The organism is Burkholderia sp. ABCPW 11 (genome assembly GCF_001523445.1).
GTDB lineage: Bacteria > Pseudomonadota > Gammaproteobacteria > Burkholderiales > Burkholderiaceae > Burkholderia.
Genome location: NZ_LOVM01000093.1, coordinates 153,995 through 171,910, shown reverse-complemented (window position 1 = coordinate 171,910; position 17,916 = coordinate 153,995). Strand labels below are relative to the sequence as shown.

At 68.4% G+C, this 17,916-nt stretch carries 12 protein-coding genes; 7 read left to right on the top strand and 5 right to left on the bottom strand.

Annotation, left to right across the window (positions count from 1 at the left end):
- Positions 1-16 precede the first annotated feature (16 nt).
- Positions 17-2,593: a [protein-PII] uridylyltransferase gene (locus WS61_RS29760; protein ID WP_059505898.1), complete on the top strand. Its 2,577-nt coding sequence runs from the start codon at positions 17-19 to the stop codon at positions 2,591-2,593.
- Between the two features lie 16 nt (positions 2,594-2,609).
- Positions 2,610-4,211, top strand: a complete 1,602-nt coding sequence (locus WS61_RS34480) for a pseudouridine synthase (RefSeq protein WP_095211860.1) — start codon at positions 2,610-2,612, stop codon at positions 4,209-4,211.
- 79 nt (positions 4,212-4,290) lie between these two features.
- Here the strand turns inward: WS61_RS34480 and def are convergent, their stop codons facing one another.
- From def to WS61_RS29730, 5 genes are all read right to left on the bottom strand, one after another.
- The gene (def, locus tag WS61_RS29750; protein WP_034207668.1) at positions 4,291-4,824 is read right to left on the bottom strand and encodes a peptide deformylase; all 534 of its coding nucleotides are present in this window, start codon (positions 4,822-4,824) and stop codon (positions 4,291-4,293) included.
- A complete protein-coding gene (gene ligA / locus WS61_RS29745) occupies positions 4,821-6,896 on the bottom strand; it encodes an NAD-dependent DNA ligase LigA (protein WP_059505897.1) in 2,076 nt (691 codons plus the stop codon). Before ligA ends, def begins: the two co-directional genes overlap by 4 nt.
- Before the next feature lie 165 nt (positions 6,897-7,061).
- Complete coding sequence (locus WS61_RS29740; RefSeq protein ID WP_059505895.1) at positions 7,062-8,345, bottom strand: cell division protein ZipA C-terminal FtsZ-binding domain-containing protein; 1,284 nt, start codon at positions 8,343-8,345, stop codon at positions 7,062-7,064.
- 85 nt (positions 8,346-8,430) lie between these two features.
- Positions 8,431-11,943 (bottom strand): chromosome segregation protein SMC, encoded by a 3,513-nt coding sequence (smc, locus tag WS61_RS29735; RefSeq protein WP_059505893.1) that lies wholly within the window; start codon positions 11,941-11,943, stop codon positions 8,431-8,433.
- A 139-nt stretch (positions 11,944-12,082) separates the two neighbouring features.
- Positions 12,083-13,024 (bottom strand): DMT family transporter, encoded by a 942-nt coding sequence (locus WS61_RS29730; protein ID WP_059505891.1) that lies wholly within the window; start codon positions 13,022-13,024, stop codon positions 12,083-12,085.
- Between the two features lie 159 nt (positions 13,025-13,183).
- Here WS61_RS29730 and dapC point away from each other — a divergent pair, with 159 nt between their 5' ends.
- The 5 genes from dapC to prmB all read left to right on the top strand — a co-directional run bounded on the left by dapC (position 13,184) and on the right by prmB (position 17,806).
- Entirely contained in the window at positions 13,184-14,416 is a 1,233-nt protein-coding gene (dapC, locus tag WS61_RS29725; RefSeq protein ID WP_059505886.1) for a succinyldiaminopimelate transaminase, read from the top strand.
- 44 nt (positions 14,417-14,460) lie between these two features.
- Entirely contained in the window at positions 14,461-15,288 is an 828-nt protein-coding gene (gene dapD, locus WS61_RS29720) for a 2,3,4,5-tetrahydropyridine-2,6-dicarboxylate N-succinyltransferase (RefSeq protein WP_006759623.1), read from the top strand.
- Complete coding sequence (locus tag WS61_RS29715) at positions 15,288-15,656, top strand: ArsC family reductase (protein ID WP_006478478.1); 369 nt, start codon at positions 15,288-15,290, stop codon at positions 15,654-15,656. Before dapD ends, WS61_RS29715 begins: the two co-directional genes overlap by 1 nt.
- Before the next feature lie 90 nt (positions 15,657-15,746).
- The gene (gene dapE / locus WS61_RS29710; protein ID WP_059505884.1) at positions 15,747-16,886 is read left to right on the top strand and encodes a succinyl-diaminopimelate desuccinylase; all 1,140 of its coding nucleotides are present in this window, start codon (positions 15,747-15,749) and stop codon (positions 16,884-16,886) included.
- Between the two features lie 11 nt (positions 16,887-16,897).
- Positions 16,898-17,806 carry a 50S ribosomal protein L3 N(5)-glutamine methyltransferase gene (gene prmB, locus WS61_RS29705; RefSeq protein WP_059505882.1) on the top strand — a complete coding sequence of 303 codons (909 nt, stop codon included), beginning with the start codon at positions 16,898-16,900 and terminating at the stop codon, positions 17,804-17,806.
- Positions 17,807-17,916: the final 110 nt, after the last annotated feature.

Genomic DNA, 17,916 nt, shown 5'->3' with positions numbered 1-17,916 from the left:
ACCCGAACGGCCGCCCATGAGCGCTCACGCTGCCCCCTCGCCCGAAGCGCTGTCGCGGCGCGCCGAATTCAAGGCCGCCAAGACGGAGATGCTCGAGCGCTTTCGCCGCGCGGCGAACGTCGCGTCGCTGATGCACGCGCTGTCGAAACTCACGGACGACGCATTGAAGCGCGTGTGGGACGAATGCGCGCTGCCCGCGACGCTCGCGCTCGTCGCCGTCGGCGGCTACGGGCGCGGCGAGCTCGCACCCTATTCCGACGTCGACATCCTCGTGCTGCTGCCCGATGCGCACGACCCGGCGCTCGACGCGCGCATCGAGCGCTTCATCGGGATGGCGTGGGATCTCGGCCTCGAGATCGGCAGCAGCGTACGGACGGTCGCGCAGTGCATCGAGGAGGCGTCGCAGGACGTCACGGTGCAGACCTCGCTGCTGGAAGCGCGCCGCATCGTCGGCAGCACCGCGCTGTTCGAGCGCTTCACCGTGCGCTATCACGAAGCGCTCGACGCTCGCGCGTTCTTCACCGCGAAGGTGCTCGAGATGCGTCAGCGCCACGCGAAGTTCCAGGACACGCCGTACAGCCTCGAACCGAACGTGAAGGAAAGCCCCGGCGGGCTGCGCGACCTGCAGACCATCCTGTGGATCGCGCGCGCGGCCGGCTTCGGCAGCAGCTGGCGCGAGCTCGACACGCGCGGCCTCATCACCGACCGCGAAGCGCGCGAGCTGCGCCGCAACGAAGGCTTCCTGAAGACGCTGCGCGCGCGGCTGCACGTGATCGCCGGGCGCCGTCAGGACATGCTCGTGTTCGACCTGCAGACGCAAGCCGCCGAAAGCTTCGGCTACCAGCCGACGCAGGCCAAGCGCGCGAGCGAGCAGCTGATGCGCCGCTATTACTGGTCCGCGAAAGCGGTCACGCAGCTCGCGACGATCCTGATCCAGAACATCGAGGCGCAGCTCTTTCCCGCGACGAGCGGCATCACGCGTGTGCTGTCGGCCGATCGCTTCGTCGAGAAACAGGGGATGCTCGAGATCGTCGACGACGGCGTGTTCGAACGCCATCCCGACGCGATCCTCGAAGCGTTCCTGCTGTACGAAACGACGCGCGGCGTGAAGGGCCTGTCCGCCCGCACGCTGCGTGCGCTGTACAACTCGCGCGAAATCATGAACAACGCGTGGCGCCGCGATCCGCGGAACCGCGACACGTTCATGCGGATCCTGCAGCAACCCGAAGGGATCACGCACGCGTTCCGACTGATGAACCAGACGAGCGTGCTCGGCCGCTACCTGCTGAATTTCCGCCGCATCGTCGGGCAGATGCAGCACGACCTGTACCACGTGTACACGGTCGACCAGCACATCCTGATGGTGCTGCGCAACATCCGCCGCTTCGCGGTGGCCGAGCACGCGCACGAATATCCGTTCTGCAGCCAGCTGATCGGCAACTTCGAGCGCCCGTGGGTGCTGTATGTCGCGGCGCTGTTCCACGACATCGCGAAGGGCCGCGGCGGCGATCACTCGACGCTCGGCATGGCCGACGCGCGGCGCTTCTGCCGCGAGCACGGCATCGCCGGCGACGATGCCGCGCTGATCGTGTGGCTCGTCCAGCATCACCTGACGATGAGCCAGGTCGCGCAAAAGCAGGACACGAGCGACCCCGACGTCATCAAGCGCTTCGCCGAGGTCGTCGGCAACGAACGGTATCTCACCGCGCTCTACCTGCTGACCGTCGCCGATATCCGCGGCACGAGCCCGAAGGTGTGGAACACGTGGAAGGGCAAGCTGCTCGAGGATCTCTACCGCATCACGCTCGCGGTACTCGGCGGCGCGAACCCCGACGCGCATTCGGAGCTGAAGTCGCGGCAGGAGCAGGCACTCGCGCTGCTGCGCCTGGAAACCGTGCCCGACGATGCGCACCGCGCCTTGTGGGATCAGCTCGACGTCGGTTTCTTCCTGCGTCACGACGCGGCCGACATCGCATGGCAGACGCGCGTGCTGTACCGGCATGTGAACGCCGAAACCGCGATCGTCCGCGCGCGGCCGTCGCCGATCGGCGACGCGCTGCAGGTGCTCGTGTACGTGAAGGACCGCCCCGACCTGTTCGCGGGCATTTGCGCGTATTTCGACCGCAACGGGCTGTCGGTGCTCGATGCGCGCGTCAGCACGACGCGGCACGGCTATGCGCTCGACAACTTCATCGTCACACAGACCGAACGCGACGTGCGCTACCGCGACATCGCGAATCTCGTCGAACAGCAGCTCGCGACGCGGCTCGCCGAAACCGCACCGCTGCCGGAGCCGTCGAAGGGCCGCCTGTCGAGACTGTCCCGGACGTTTCCGATCACGCCGCGCGTCGACCTGCGGGCCGATGAGCGCGGTCAGTACTACATCCTGTCCGTGTCGGCCAACGACCGGCCGGGCCTTCTCTATTCGATCGCGCGCGTACTCGCCGAACATCGGATCGGCGTCCATGCGGCGCGGATCAATACGCTCGGCGAGCGCGTCGAAGACATCTTCCTGCTCGCGGGCGCCGGCCTGTCCGACAATCGCCTGCAGATCCAGCTCGAAACCGAATTGCTGCGCGCGATCGCAGTCTGAATGAATCCCAGCGTTTATGCGCACCAAATTAACCGTCAAGAATCCGAAGCCGGCGTCGCCGACTCGCGCCCCTGTCCGCTCCGGCAGCCTCGTCGCCCGCAAGGCGGTGCGCCCCGCTGCGCCGCCCGCCGCAGACAAGCCGGCCCACCCGAAGAAGGCGTCTGCGGCAGCCGCCGGCGAACGCCCGTTCAAGCCGCGCGGCGCCGCAGGCGTCGAGCGCGCGGGTGCGGATCGCGCACCGGCCCAGCGTGCGCCGCGTGACGGCGGTGCCGAACGCGGCCCGCGTGCCCCGTATCGCGACAACGCGACCGGCGAAGGCGCGAAGCGCAGCTATGGCGATCGCCGCACATCGTCGGATCGCCCACCGCGCCGCAGCGACGACGATGCGCGCCCGCGTCGTGCTGCCGACGAAGGCAAGCGCCCGTCCTACCGCGACAACGCAGCCGGCGAAGGCGCGAAGCGCAGCTTCGGTGATCGCCGCACGTCGTCCGATCGCCCGCCGCGCCGCAGCGACGACGATGCACGGCCGCGTCGTGCGGGTGCCGACGAAGGCAAGCGCCCGTCCTATCGCGACAAGACAGCCGGCGAAGGCACGAAGCGCAGCTATGGCGATCGCCGCACGTCGTCCGATCGCCCGCCGCGTCGCAGCGACGACGATGCGCGTCCCCGCCGCACAGCAGGTACTGACGACAGCAAGCGCCCGTCCTATCGCGACAAGACAGCCGGCGAAGGCGCGAAGCGCAGCTTCGGCGACCGCCCGACCCGCCCCGCGCGCGACGGCGAGCGCCGTTCGTTCGGCGCGGTGAAGACCGCGCAACCCGTCAAGCGCGCGGCGGCCGACGTCGGCTACGGCGACGAAACGGGCCTGATGCGCCTGTCGAAGCGGATGTCCGAACTCGGCATGTGCTCGCGCCGCGAAGCCGACGAATGGATCGAAAAGGGCTGGGTGCTCGTCGACGGCGAACGCATCGACACGCTCGGCACCAAGGTGCGCGCCGACCAGAAGATCGAGATCGACGAGCGCGCGAGCGCGGCACAGGCCGCGCAAGTGACGATCCTGCTGCACAAGCCGGTCGGCTACGTGTCGGGCCAGGCGGAAGACGGCTACGAGCCGGCCGCCGTGCTGATCACGCGCGCGAACCGCTGGAGCGGCGATCATTCGCCAGTGCGGTTCTCGCCGCAGCACCTGCATGCGCTCGCACCGGCCGGCCGTCTCGACATCGACTCCACCGGCCTGCTCGTGCTGACGCAGAACGGCGTGATCGCGAAGCAGCTGATCGGCGAGCAGTCGGACATCGACAAGGAATACCTGGTGCGCGTGCGCTTCGGCGAACGACTGATCGACATCGACCAGCACTTCCCCGCGGAATCGCTCGCGAAGCTGCGCCACGGCCTCGAGCTCGACGGCGTGGCGCTGAAGCCCGCGCTGGTGAGCTGGCAGAACGGCGAGCAGTTGCGGTTCGTGCTGCGCGAAGGCAAGAAGCGCCAGATTCGCCGCATGTGCGAACTGGTCGGCCTCGACGTGATCGGCCTGAAGCGTGTGCGGATGGGCCGCGTGATGCTCGGCGCACTGCCGCAAGGCCAATGGCGCTACCTGTCCGCCGACGAGACGTTCTGAGCTCGCGCACGTAACGTGCGCCCGCCATGAAAAAAACCCGCGCAAGCGGGTTTTTTCTTTTCCGCGGGAGCGCGGCCGATCAGTCGTCGTCGGCCGGATCGAGCCCCGGGAACAACACCTCGGTAAAGCCGAAGCGCGTGAAGTCGGTAATCCGCATCGGATACAGCTTGCCGATCAGGTGATCGTATTCGTGCTGGACCACGCGCGCGTGGAACCCTTCGGCGACACGATCGATCTTCTCGCCGAACTGGTCGAAGCCGCTGTAGCGCACCTTCGCGTAGCGACTGACGACGCCGCGCATGCCCGGCACCGACAGGCAGCCTTCCCAGCCCTCTTCCATGTCCGGCGGCATGTACTCGATCTTCGGGTTGATCAGCACGGTCTCGGGCACCGGCGGCGCATCCGGGTAGCGGTTGTTGTTGCCGAAGCCAAAGATGATGATCTGCAGCCCGATGCCGATCTGCGGCGCGGCCAACCCGGCGCCGTTCGCATGGTGCATCGTCTCGAACATGTCCGCGACGATCTCGTGCAGCTCGGCCGTATCGAACCGCTCGACCGGCTGGGCGATTTCGAGCAGGCGCGGATCGCCCATCTTCAGGATCTCGCGAATCATGGCGTATTGCCCTCCAGGAGTTGGTGCAGACCGTCTTCGTCCAGCACGGGGATGCCGAGTTCCTCGGCCTTCGCGAGCTTGCTGCCGGCTTCGGCGCCCGCGACCACGTAGTCCGTCTTCTTCGATACCGAACCGGCCACCTTGGCGCCCGCCGCTTCGAGCATCTCCTTCGCCGCATCGCGCGTGAGATTCGGCAGCGTGCCCGTCAGCACGACGGTCTTGCCGGCGAGCACGCCCTGCGGCGCCTTCGGCGCGGGCGGCCCTTCCGGCCACGTGACCTTGCCCGGTGCGCGCAACTGCTCGATCACGGTCCGGTTGTGCTCCTCCGCGAAGAACTGGTGGAGCGACTCGGCGACGATCGGCCCGACGTCGTTGACTTCGAGCAGTTCCTCGATCGAGGCGTCCATGATCGGCGTCAGCGAGCCGAAATGCTTCGCGAGATCCTTCGCGGTCGATTCGCCGACATGGCGGATGCCGAGCCCGTAGATGAAGCGCGCGAGCGTCGTATGCTTCGCCTTCTCGAGCGAGTCGAGCAGATTCTGCGCGGACTTCTCCGCGAACCGGTCGAGTTCGGCCAGCGTCGCGAAGCCGAGATTGAACAGGTCTGCCGGCGTACGTACCAGATTCAGCTCGACGAGCTGGTCGATGATCTTCTCGCCGAGGCCGTCGATATCGAGCGCGCGGCGCTGCGCGAAATGCCACAGCGCCTGCTTGCGCTGCGCCGGGCAGAACAGCCCGCCCGTGCAGCGCGCGATCGCCTCGTCCGGCAGGCGCTCGATCTTCGAGCCGCACACCGGGCATTCGGTCGGCATCACGAATTCGGCCGCATCCGCCGGGCGCCGGTCGAGCAGCGCGCCGACGACTTCCGGAATCACGTCGCCCGCGCGGCGCACGATCACAGTGTCGCCGATCCGGATGTCCTTGCGGCGCACTTCGTCCTCGTTGTGCAGCGTCGCGTTGGTCACGGTCGCGCCGCCGACGAACACCGGCTCGAGACGCGCGACCGGCGTGATCGCGCCGGTACGGCCGACCTGCACGTCGATCGCGACGAGCTTCGTCAGCGCTTCCTGCGCGGGAAACTTGTGCGCGAGCGCGAAGCGCGGCGCACGCGACACGAAGCCGAGCCGCTCCTGCTCGTCGCGCCGGTTGACCTTGTAGACGACGCCGTCGATGTCGTACGGCAGCGCATCGCGCTTCTCGCCGACCTTGCGGAAGAACCCGAGCAGGCCGTCGGCGCCGTGCACGACCGCGCGCTCGCGGTTCACCGGCAGGCCGAACGCCTCGTACCAGTCGAGCAGCGCGCTGTGCGTGTCGGGCATCGGCATGCCGTCGAGCACGCCGATCCCGTATGCGAAGAACGACAGCGGACGCTGCGCGGTGATCTTCGGGTCGAGCTGGCGCAGGCTGCCCGCCGCCGCGTTGCGCGGGTTCGCGAATTCGCGCTGCCCGGCCGCGCGTTGACGTTCGTTCAGGCGTGCGAAATCGCGCTTGAACATCAGCACCTCGCCGCGCACGTCGAGCACGGCCGGCACGTGCTTGCCCTTCAGTTTCAGCGGAATCGAGCGGATCGTGCGCACGTTCTCGGTCACGTCCTCGCCCGTCGTCCCGTCGCCGCGCGTCGATGCCTGCACGAACACGCCGCGCTCGTAGCGCAGCGAAATCGCGAGGCCGTCGAACTTCAGTTCGCACGCGTATTCGACGGGGTCCGTCACCGAACCGGCGAGATCGGTCGTCTTGGCCAGCGCGTCGGCGACGCGCTTGTCGAACGCGACGATGTCCTCGTCGGCGAAGCCGTTGTTCAGCGACAGCATCGGCGCATCGTGGACGACCGGCGTGAAGCCGCCGGCCGCTTCGCCGCCGACGCGCTGCGTCGGCGAATCGGGCGTCACGAGTTCGGGATGGTCGGTTTCGAGCTGCTGCAGCTCACGGAACAGCCGATCGTATTCGGCGTCCGGCAGATCCGGCTGGTCGAGCACGTAATAGGCGTAGTTCGCCCGCTCGAGTTGGTCGCGCAGCCACGCGGCGCGCGCGTCGGGCTGGCTGGCTGGCGGTTCGGCTTGGGTTCGGGCCATGCTGGCGGCAGATTCGTTCTGAAAAAATCGGATACCCGATTATCTCAGTTTGACGCCGCGGCGGGGCGCGCAATGCGGGCCTGATGACGTGCTGCGGCGCACACGAAACGGTGTGCGCCGCAGCGGCGAACGACGGCGCCGCCGACCGCCGTCCGCGCCGTCGCGTTACTGGCTGAAGAGGCGCCGCGTGACCGGCGAACCGGCCGGGATGCCGGCTTCCTCGAGCTTCGCGTACAGCTTCATCAGTTGCTGCTCGATCGCGAGCAGCGTCGACTCCGGCAGCGGCCGGCGCGAATCGTCGACGACGCGTGCGCCGATCCGCTCGGACAGCGATTTCGCGTAATCGCACATCAGCCGGAACGGCAGGATGTCCTCTTCGGCCACCGGCACGTCGAGCACCAGCGTGATCATGTTGCCGCCCTTGTACGTCAGGTCGTCGCGCAGGAAGTTCGTATCGCCGAACTGCAGCATGAACACCGGGTTCTGCTTCGCGTCGAGCTTCACGAAGCGCGTGCCGTCGCGCGACAGCAGCAGCCCGTCCTGGGAAGCGACCGCCTGCACGTAGTTCGCGGACCACGGCGCGCCGTCCGACATCACGTTGATCGACAGCTGGGCATCGCATTGCGCGGCAAACGCGTCGAGCTCGCGCGCCATCGCGACCGTTTCCATCATGTCCGGGAATTCCGGCGCGCCGTCGATCGCGTCGGCGAACTGCTGGACGCCCGTCACGAATTCGGAGAATTCGAGCTCGTTCAGCGCGCCGCTGCGGTTCGCGAGCTGCGCGGCCGCGCGCAGCTCTTCATAGCGCACGCCGTTCTGCAACAGCTCCCACTGGCCGCCTTCCGGCTTGCCTTCGATATGCACGGGCTTGCTGCCCGCACGGCGCAGCCGCTGCGCGGCCGGCAGGATCTTGTCGCCCGGCAGCGGACCGGTGAGGCGGATCGGTACGATGCAGTCGATCCGGCGGTCGACGATCGCGGGCGGCGCCGACGAGACCGTCGTCGCGGCCGGCATCACCGGTTCGGTCGGCTCGGCCGATTCGGCCGCCGCTTCGCGTGCGGCGGCGGGCACGGCTTCTTCACCGGCAGCCGGTTCGGTCGATTCGGACGACGTGTCGACGCCCGTCGCCTCGGCCTGCAGGTCGGCCGGCATATCGGCCGGCGCCGCACCGCCGGCGGCCCCACCGAACGTCGGCTCGACGCGCGCGGCGTCGGCCGCAGTCGCCGTCGCGGTCGGTGTCGCGGGCTCGCGGCGCACCGGCTGACGCACCGGCTCGATGAACGGCAACTCTTCGTCGCGCTCCGGGCGGTTCATCGCCTCGGTCGCTTCCTCCGGCATCGGACGCGGCATCCTGCGCCGCACCTTCGCGCCCTGCCATGCGTTGTAGACCACGACGCCGCCCACCACGACGGCGCCCGCGCCGATCAAACCGAGTGTCAACTCGTCCATGCACGCTCCATCAGCAATTCTTTTTCGTCGGGACCGCGAACGGGCGCCCATGCGCCGCGCGAACGCGGTCCGGTTTCGTCAAACGTCAATTCTGGGCAAAACCCGCGGCGGTTTCCATGTCCACCGCAACGATCCGCGACACGCCCTGCTCCTGCATCGTCACGCCGATCAGTTGCTGCGCCATTTCCATCGCGATCTTGTTGTGCGAGATGAACAGGAACTGCGTCTTGTCGGACATCGCGCGCACGAGATTCGCGAAACGCTCGGTGTTCGCGTCGTCCAGCGGCGCGTCGACCTCGTCGAGCAGACAGAACGGCGCAGGGTTCAGCTGGAACATCGCGAACACCAGCGCGGTCGCGGTCAACGCCTTCTCGCCGCCCGACAACAGGTGAATCGTCGCGTTCTTCTTGCCGGGCGGCTGCGCCATCACCTGCACGCCGGCATCGAGAATTTCGTCGCCCGTCATGATCAGCTTCGCCTGGCCGCCGCCGAACAGGCGCGGGAACAGGTCGCTGAAATGACGGTTGACCTCGTCGAAGGTGCCCTGCAGCAGCGTGCGGGTTTCCTGGTCGATCTTGTGGATCGCGTCCTCGAGCGTCGTGATCGCGTCGATCAGGTCGGCCGATTGCGCATCGAGGAACACCTTGCGCTCGCTCGCGGCCTTCAGCTCGTCGAGCGCGGCCATGTTGACCGGGCCGAGCGCATTGATCGCGTTGTTCAGGCGCGTGACTTCGCCCTGCAGGTACGACGGCTTCAGATCCGGCGTCAGCTTCGCGGCCAGCGCGGCCTCGTCGACCTCGGCGGCCGCGAGCTGCTCGGCGAATTGCTCGACGGACAGGCGCGCGGCCTGCTCCTTCAGCTGCAGCTCGGTGATGCGGTCGCGCAGCGGCTGCAGCGAACGCTCGGCGACGAGCCGCTGCTCGTCCGACGCGCGCAGCTTCGCGGTCAGGTCGTCGAGCTCGATCCGCGCGGCCTGCAGCGCCTCTTCCTTCACCGCGCGAATCTCGAGCGCGTCCTGCAGGCCGGTGTGCGCGGTCTGCTCGTTGATCGTCTCGAGTTCGGCGCGCGCGTCTTCCAGCGACGCGGCGACGCGCTCGCTCTGCTCGTGCGCCACCTGGATCGTGCGCTTGAGCTCGTCGATCCGCGTCACCGCGTTGCGTGCGGCGAAGCGCGCGTCGTTGGCGCCGCGCTCCAGGTCGCGCGCTTCCTGACGCGCCTGCGTCAGCGATTCGTCGAGCGACTCGAACGCGAGCTGATTGTCCTCGAAGCGGGCCTGCAGTTCCGCGAGCTCGCCGTCGAAGCGCTCGAAATTCGCTTCCGACTCCGCGCGCAGCGCACGCTGCTCCTCGATCTGCGCGCCGATTTCCTCGAGTTCCTCGCGGATCTGCGTGCTGCGCTGCGTATAGCGTTCGTGCGCCTGTGCGAGCTTCAGCACATCCATCTGCAGCGCATGCACGCGCTGCGTCGCGCGTTCGGCCTGCGCGCGCACGTCGCCGAGCGCCTGCGTGGCCTGGGTGTGCGCGGCTTCCGCACGCACGGCAGCCGTGCGCGCCTCGTCGGCGAGCAGCGCCTGCGCACGCACCTGGCGCGCCAGGTTTTCGATTTCCTGCTGGCGGGCCAGCATCCCGGCCTGCTCCGAATCGGCGGCGTACAACTGCACGCCGACGCGCGTGACGATATGGCCGGCCTTGACGACGAACGCGCCGCCTGCCGGCAGCTGCGTGCGCGTCGCGAGCGCCTGCGCGACGTCGTCGGCGACATAGACGTTGCCGAGCCAGTCGTTCAGCACCGCGCGGATGCCCGCGTCGTCGATGCGCACGAGCGACAGCACCGGCCGCAGCCCGGCCACCGCGGCGGGCGGCTCGCCGGCCGCGGGCGGCGCGTAGAACGCGAGCTTCGCGGGCGGCGCATCGGTCGCGAACGCCTTCACCCAGTCGAGATTCGATACTTCGAGCGCGGCGAGACGCTCGCGCAGCACGGCCTCGAGCGCCGCTTCCCAGCCGGCCTCGACGTGCAGCTTCTTCCACAGACGCGGCAGCGCGCCGAGCTCGTGCTTGTCGAGCCACGGCTGGATCTTGCCTTCGGTCTGCACGTTCTCCTGCAGCTGCTTGAGTGCGGCGAGCCGCGCCTCGAGCTGGTGGATCTGCGCGCTTTCGGCCTGCACGCGCTCCTGCGCGGCACGGCGTTCGCCGTCGAGGCGCGGCAGCGCCTCCTGCGCATCGCTCAGACGTGCCTGCGCTTGCGCGAGGGTCTCTTCCTGCTCGGCGAGCTGCATGCGCAACTCCTCGAGCTGCGCTTCATCGGGCGCATCCAGCCCGCCCGCCTCCGCCTTCAGGCGCTCGTGGCGCTGCTGAAGCTGCTGGAGCTGCTGGTCGGCGTTGCGCTGGTGCGCGGCTTCGAGCTTCAGCGACTGCTCGGTCTGCGCGATCCGCGCGCGCTCGTCGTTGAGCTGCGCCTGCGCGTCGCGCCACTTCGCTTCGAGCGCCGGCAGCGCATCGTGCTTCGCGGCCGCGTTGTCTTCGGCGAGCGCGGCCTTCTCGTCGGCCATCGCGCGCGCCTCTTCGGCTTCCTCGAGCTCGTCCTGCGACTTCTCGGCCTGCGCACGCCACTGTTCGCGCTGCGCATTCAGCGCAGCGATCTGCGCCTGCACGCGATTGCGCGATTCGACGATGAACTTGATCTCGGCTTCGAGGCGGCTCACCTCGGCGTTCGCCTCGTAGAGCGCGCCCTGCGCGCCCTGCATCGCGTCGCTCGCCGAGTAGTGCGCGACGCGCAGCGTCTCGAGCTGCGCCTCGACTTCGCGCAGCTTCGCCGTCTGCGCTTCGAGGTCGATCTGCGCCTGCTCGATCGCACGCTGCTGCTTCTGCTGCTCGCCGGCGGCCTCGTTCTTGCGCAGCAGCCACAGCAGGCGCTGCTTCTCCTCGCCGTCGGCGACGAGTTCCTTGTACTTGGTCGCGACCACAGCCTGCGCCTCGAGCTTCTCGAGGTTCGCGCCGAGTTCGCGCACGATGTCCTCGACGCGCGTCAGGTTCTCGCGCGTGTCGTGCAGACGGTTCTCGGTTTCGCGGCGGCGTTCCTTGTACTTCGACACGCCGGCGGCTTCCTCGAGGAACACGCGCAGCTCTTCCGGCTTCGCCTCGATGATCCGCGCGATCATGCCCTGCCCGATGATCGCGTACGCACGCGGCCCGAGGCCGGTGCCGAGGAAGATGTCCTGGATGTCGCGGCGGCGCGCCGGCAGGTTGTTGATGTAGTAGCTCGACGTGCCGTCGCGCGTCAGCACGCGCTTGACGGCGATCTCGCCGTACTGGCCCCACTGCCCGGCCGCGCGGCCGTCGGAGTTGTCGAAGATCAGTTCGACGCTGGCCCGGCTGCCGGGCTTGCGGGCGGTCGAACCGTTGAAGATCACGTCCTGCATCGATTCGCCGCGCAGCTCGGACGCGCGCGACTCGCCGAGCACCCAGCGCACGGCATCGATGATGTTGGATTTGCCGCATCCGTTCGGGCCGACCACGCCGACGAGCTGGCCCGGAACCTGGAAATGCGTGGGATCGACGAAGGATTTGAAGCCAGCGAGTTTGATCGAGCTCAGACGCACGGCGGTATCGGATGTGAAGAAGGTGTGAAACGGACGGGGACGCACGGCGCGGGGCCGGAGAGCCCCTGCGCGCCACGCGCCCCGGAATTCAAAAACGGGGCCGCGCGCATCCAGCGTTGGGCCCCGCAAACGGCTTCCATCATACCATCGCGCGTGCGCCGTCCCGACCGTCGCCGGGTTTGTCCGGTGCCGGCGCGGCACGATGGACCCGGCTCGACAGCAGCGTCGCCAGCACGATGCACACGCCGCCCGCCCACTCGCGCGCGCTCGGCAGCTCGTTCGCGAACACCCACGCCGACAGCGCGGTGATCACGATCTCGAACAGCATGATGATCGACGCACGGTTCGCCGGCACGCGCGCGAGGCCGTACTGGACGAGCAGGTTGTTCGACGCCATCGTCACGCCGATCGCCGCGACGATCAGCGCGGCGACGCCCAACTGACCGCTCGCCGGCGCGGCCGGCAACCCTTCGAACAGCGACGCGATCGCGCCGAACACGGCCGCGCCGCCGAACAGCGTCGCGGTGCGCATTTCGGCGCGCATGTCGGGCAGCTCGCGGCTCGCCTTGATCACCAGCACGTTGCTCATCGCGAAGCTCAGCCCGGCCGCGAGGCCCGCCCATTCGGCCGGGTTGGCCGGCAGCGGCAAGCCGAGCGCCGGCGACCACAGCATCAGCATCGCACCGCCGATCGACAGCGCGGCCAGCCCCGCGCCCGCCCAGGTCAGCCGCTCGCGCAGCAGGAAGTGCGCGTAGATCGCGGTCCAGGCCGGCGTCAGGTAGAACAGCAGCATCACGCGCAGCACCTCGCCGTGGATCGTGCCCCATACGAACCCGAGGTTCGTCACGCCGGCCGTCACCGCGATGCCCGGCAGCACCCAGTGCCAGCGCAGCGTCGCGATCGTGCGGTGCCGCGCGACGATCACGAACAGGAACGCGACGAGGCTCGTCAGCGCGCTCGCGAGCGTGCCCGTCACGCCGAGCGATGCGAGGATCCGCAGCGGATACCAGATCAGGCCCCATACCGACGCGCCGATCAGGATGGCCAGCGTCGGCAGGCTGCCGCGTACCGCGTTGTTCATTTGGTTCGATACCCTTTATTCGACCGGCACGGCCGCCGCGCCGGCAGGCCGTGACCGCATTTCGTCACGTTATAATCGTCCGCTGCGACCCGCGCGCCCGCCGCGCCCGTTCGCAGCCGCGCGGCGCGCCCGCCGCTTCTTTCGCTCCAACCGGCCGCGATGGCCGCTTCGCCCGTGAACCCTCGACTCGACTCGCTTCAGCCCTATCCCTTCGAAAAGCTGCGCGCCCTGTTCAAGGACGTGACGCCTTCCGGCGACCTCAAACCGATCAGCTTCGGCATCGGCGAGCCCAAACACGCGACGCCGGCGCTGATCCGCGACGCCGTGGTGGCCGCGCTCGACGGCCTCGCGTCGTACCCGGCCACGGCCGGCTCCGACGCGCTGCGCACGTCGATCGCGCACTGGCTCGAGCGCCGCTACGGGCTGCCGGCGATCGATCCGGCCACGCAGGTGCTGCCGGTGTCGGGCTCGCGCGAGGCGCTGTTCTCGCTCGCGCAGACCGTGATCGACGCACGGCCGTCCGCGCACGGCGAGAAGGCGATCGTACTCTGTCCGAATCCCTTCTATCAAATTTACGAAGGCGCGGCCCTCCTGGCCGGTGCCGAACCCTATTTCGCGAACAGCGACCCGGCGCGCAACTTCGCGTGCGACTATGCGGCCGTGCCCGACGAAGTGTGGGCGCGTACGCAGCTCCTGTATGTGTGCTCGCCCGGCAACCCGACGGGCGCCGTGCTGACGCTCGACGACTGGCGCGAGCTGTTCGCGCTGTCGGACCGCCACGGTTTCGTGATCGCGTCCGACGAGTGCTATTCGGAAATCTATTTCGACGAAGCGGCGCCGCCGCTCGGCGGCCTCGAGGCCGCGCACCGACTCGGCCGCGGCTTCGAGCGGCTCGTGATGCTGTCGAGCCTGTCGAAGCGCTCGAACGTGCCGGGCATGCGCTCGGGCTTCGTCGCAGGCGACGCCGCGCTGCTGAAGAAATTCCTGCTGTACCGCACGTACCACGGCGCCGCGCTGTCGCCGGTCTGGCAGCACGCGAGCATCGCCGCGTGGAACGACGAGGCGCACGTGCGCGAGAATCGCGCGATGTACGTGCAGAAGTTCGATACGGTCACGCCGATGCTCGCCGACGTGATCGACGTGAAACTGCCCGACGCCGCGTTCTACCTGTGGGCCGACGTGTCGCGCACAGGCCTGTCGGACACCGAGTTCGCCCGCCGCCTGTACGCCGACTATAATGTGACGGTTCTGCCCGGCTCGTACCTGGCGCGCGATGCGCACGGCACCAACCCGGGCCGCGATTTCATCCGGATCGCGCTCGTCGCGGGCACCCCCGAATGCGTCGAGGGCGCGCAACGCATCGTCGATTTCTGCCGCGCTCTCGCGCGGTAATCGTCCATCCCGATCAATTCCATCCATCTCCTGCGAAAACGAACATGTCGCAACAACTTCAGCAAATCATCGATACCGCCTGGGAAAACCGCGCCGAGCTGTCGCCGAAGGCCGCGCCCGCCGACGTCCGCGAAGCCGTCGCTCACGCGATCGAGCAGCTCGACCGCGGCGCACTGCGCGTCGCCGAGAAAATCGACGGCAACTGGACCGTGCACCAGTGGCTGAAGAAGGCCGTGCTGCTGTCGTTCCGCCTGGAGGACAACGCGCCGATGCCGGCCGGCGGCTACTCGCAGTTCTACGACAAGGTGCCGTCGAAGTTCGCGAACTACACGGCCGAAGACTTCGCCGCGGGCGGCTTCCGCGTCGTCCCGCCGGCCATCGCGCGCCGCGGCTCGTTCATCGCGAAGAACGTCGTGCTGATGCCGTCGTACACCAACATCGGCGCATACGTCGACGAAGGCACGATGGTCGACACGTGGGCGACGGTCGGTTCGTGCGCGCAGATCGGCAAGAACGTGCACCTGTCGGGCGGCGTCGGCATCGGCGGCGTGCTCGAGCCGCTGCAGGCGAACCCGGTCATCATCGAAGACAACTGCTTCATCGGCGCGCGCTCGGAAGTCGTCGAAGGCGTGATCGTCGAGGAAAACTCGGTGATCTCGATGGGCGTGTACCTCGGCCAGAGCACGAAGATCTACGACCGCGAGACGGGCGAAGTGAGCTACGGCCGCATCCCGGCCGGCTCGGTCGTCGTCGCAGGCAACCTGCCGTCGAAGGACGGCTCGCACAGCCTGTACTGCGCGGTGATCGTGAAGAAGGTCGACGCGAAGACGCGTGCGAAGGTCGGCCTGAACGAGCTGCTGCGAGGCGACTGATGGCGAAGCCGCACACCGTGGTCGTCTACGGCATCCCGAACTGCGACACCGTGAAGAAGGCCCGTGTGTGGCTCGACGATCACGGCGTCGAATTCGAGTTCCACGATTTCAAGAAGCTCGGCGTCAGCGCGCCGCTGATCGAAGACTGGCTGAAGGACGTGTCGCTCGACGCGCTCGTGAACAAGCGCGGCACCACGTGGCGCGGCCTGGACGACGCGATGAAGGCCGCCGCCGAAACGAAGACCGGCGCGGTCGCGCTGATGATCCACAAGCCGTCGGTCATCAAACGCCCCGTGCTCGTCGTCAACGGTCGCGTGAAATCGCTCGGCTTCGTGGCCGATCAATACGCGGCGCTGTTTGCCGCATAAGGCCGCCCGCGCGGCGCCTGCAGGCGCCGCCCGACGCCCTGTCGCTGCCGGCCACCGCGCCGGCATTTTTTATCGAAAGTGGTCCGAACCATGTCCGCCACCCTAGCCCTTACCGAACAACTGATCGCCCGCGCGTCCGTGACGCCCGACGACCAGCATTGCCAGCAGATCATGACCGAGCGCCTCGCCGCGCTCGGCTTCGCATGCGAGACCATCGCGTCGCACGGCGTGACCAACCTGTGGGCCGTCAAGCGCGGCACCGACGGCCGCGACGGCAAGCTGCTCGCATTCGCGGGCCACACCGACGTCGTGCCGACCGGCCCGCTCGAACAATGGACCTCGCCGCCGTTCATCCCCGCCCATCGCGACGGCAAGCTGTACGGCCGCGGCGCGGCCGACATGAAGACGTCGCTCGCGGCGTTCGTCGTCGCATCCGAGGAATTCGTCGCGGCCCATCCCGGCCACCGCGGCGCGATCGCGTTCCTGATCACGAGCGACGAGGAAGGGCCAGCCACCGACGGCACCGTGAAGGTCGTCGAACTGCTGCAGGCACGCGGCGAGCGGCTCGACTACTGCATCGTCGGCGAGCCGACGTCGAGCGCCGAGCTCGGCGACGTCGTCAAGAACGGCCGCCGCGGATCGATGTCCGGCGAACTCGTCGTCAAGGGCGTGCAAGGCCACATCGCATATCCGCACCTCGCGAAGAACCCGATCCACCTGCTCGCGCCGGCGCTCGCCGAGCTCGCGGCCGAACAGTGGGACGAAGGCAACGAATACTTCCCGCCGACCACCTTGCAGGTGTCGAACCTGCATGCCGGCACCGGCGCGACCAACGTGATCCCCGGCCACGCCGACCTGCTGTTCAACTTCCGCTTCTCGACCGCGAGCACGGTCGAGGGCCTGCAGGCCCGCGTGCACGCGATCCTCGACAAGCACGGCCTCGAATACACGCTGAAGTGGTCGGTGAGCGGCCTGCCGTTCCTCACGCCGCGCGGCGAACTGTCGGGCGCGCTGGAAAACGCGATCCGCGCCGAGACCGGCATCACGACCGAGCTGTCGACGACGGGCGGCACGTCGGACGGCCGCTTCATCGCGCGCATCTGCCCGCAGGTGATCGAGTTCGGCCCGCCGAACGGCAGTATCCACAAGATCGACGAGCACATCGAGGTGCGCTTCGTCGACCCGCTGAAGAACGTGTACCGACGCGTGCTCGAACAACTGATCGCCTGACGGAGCCTCGCATGACGACACCTTTCGCCACAATTCGCGACCTGCTGCGCTACGCGGTCACGCGCTTCTCGAAAGCGAAGCTCGCGTTCGGCCACGGCTCCGACAACGCGTACGACGAAGCGGCCTACCTCGTGCTGCATACGCTCGACCTGCCGCTCGACACGCTCGAGCCGTTCCTCGACGCGCGCCTGCTGCCCGACGAAATCGCGGCCGTGCTCGCGGTGATCGAACGACGCGCGACCGACCGCGTGCCGGCCGCCTATCTCACGCATGAAGCGTGGATGCACGGCCACCGTTTCTACGTCGACGAACGCGTGATCGTGCCGCGCTCGTTCATCGGCGAGCTGCTCGACGACGGACTGCAGCCGTACGTCGCCGATCCCGAGCAGGTCGGCGCGGTGCTCGAACTGTGCACCGGCTCCGGCTGCCTCGCGATCCTCGCGGCGAGCGCGTTCCCGAACGCCGAGATCGACGCGGTCGACCTGTCGGACAAGGCGCTCGAAGTCGCGGAGATCAACGTGCGCGACTACGGTCTGAAAGACCGCATCGGGCTGCACCGCGGCGACCTCTACGCCCCGCTGCCCGCGTTCCGCACCGATCCCGACTCGCGCTACGACGTGATCCTGACGAATCCGCCGTACGTGAACGCCGCGTCGATGGCCGCGCTACCGCCCGAATACCGGCACGAGCCGGAGATGGCGCTCGCCGGCGGCGACGACGGGATGGACATCGTGCGGCGCATCGTCGCCGAAGCGCACCGCTGGCTGCATGACGACGGCGTGCTCGTCGTCGAGATCGGCAACGAGCGCGAGCACGTCGAAGCGGCGTTCGGCGGCCTCGAGCTCACGTGGCTGCCCACCAGCGCGGGCGACGACGCCGTGTTCCTGATCCAGGCGTCGGACCTGCCGCGCAAGGCCTGAGCGTTTCCGGACCGCCCGCCGTGCGACGCACCGTTGCGCCGCACGGTTGGGTAAGATGCGCGGAGGCGGCCACCCGGCCGCACGACCTCCGGAATCTCCTCCGGAGTCCC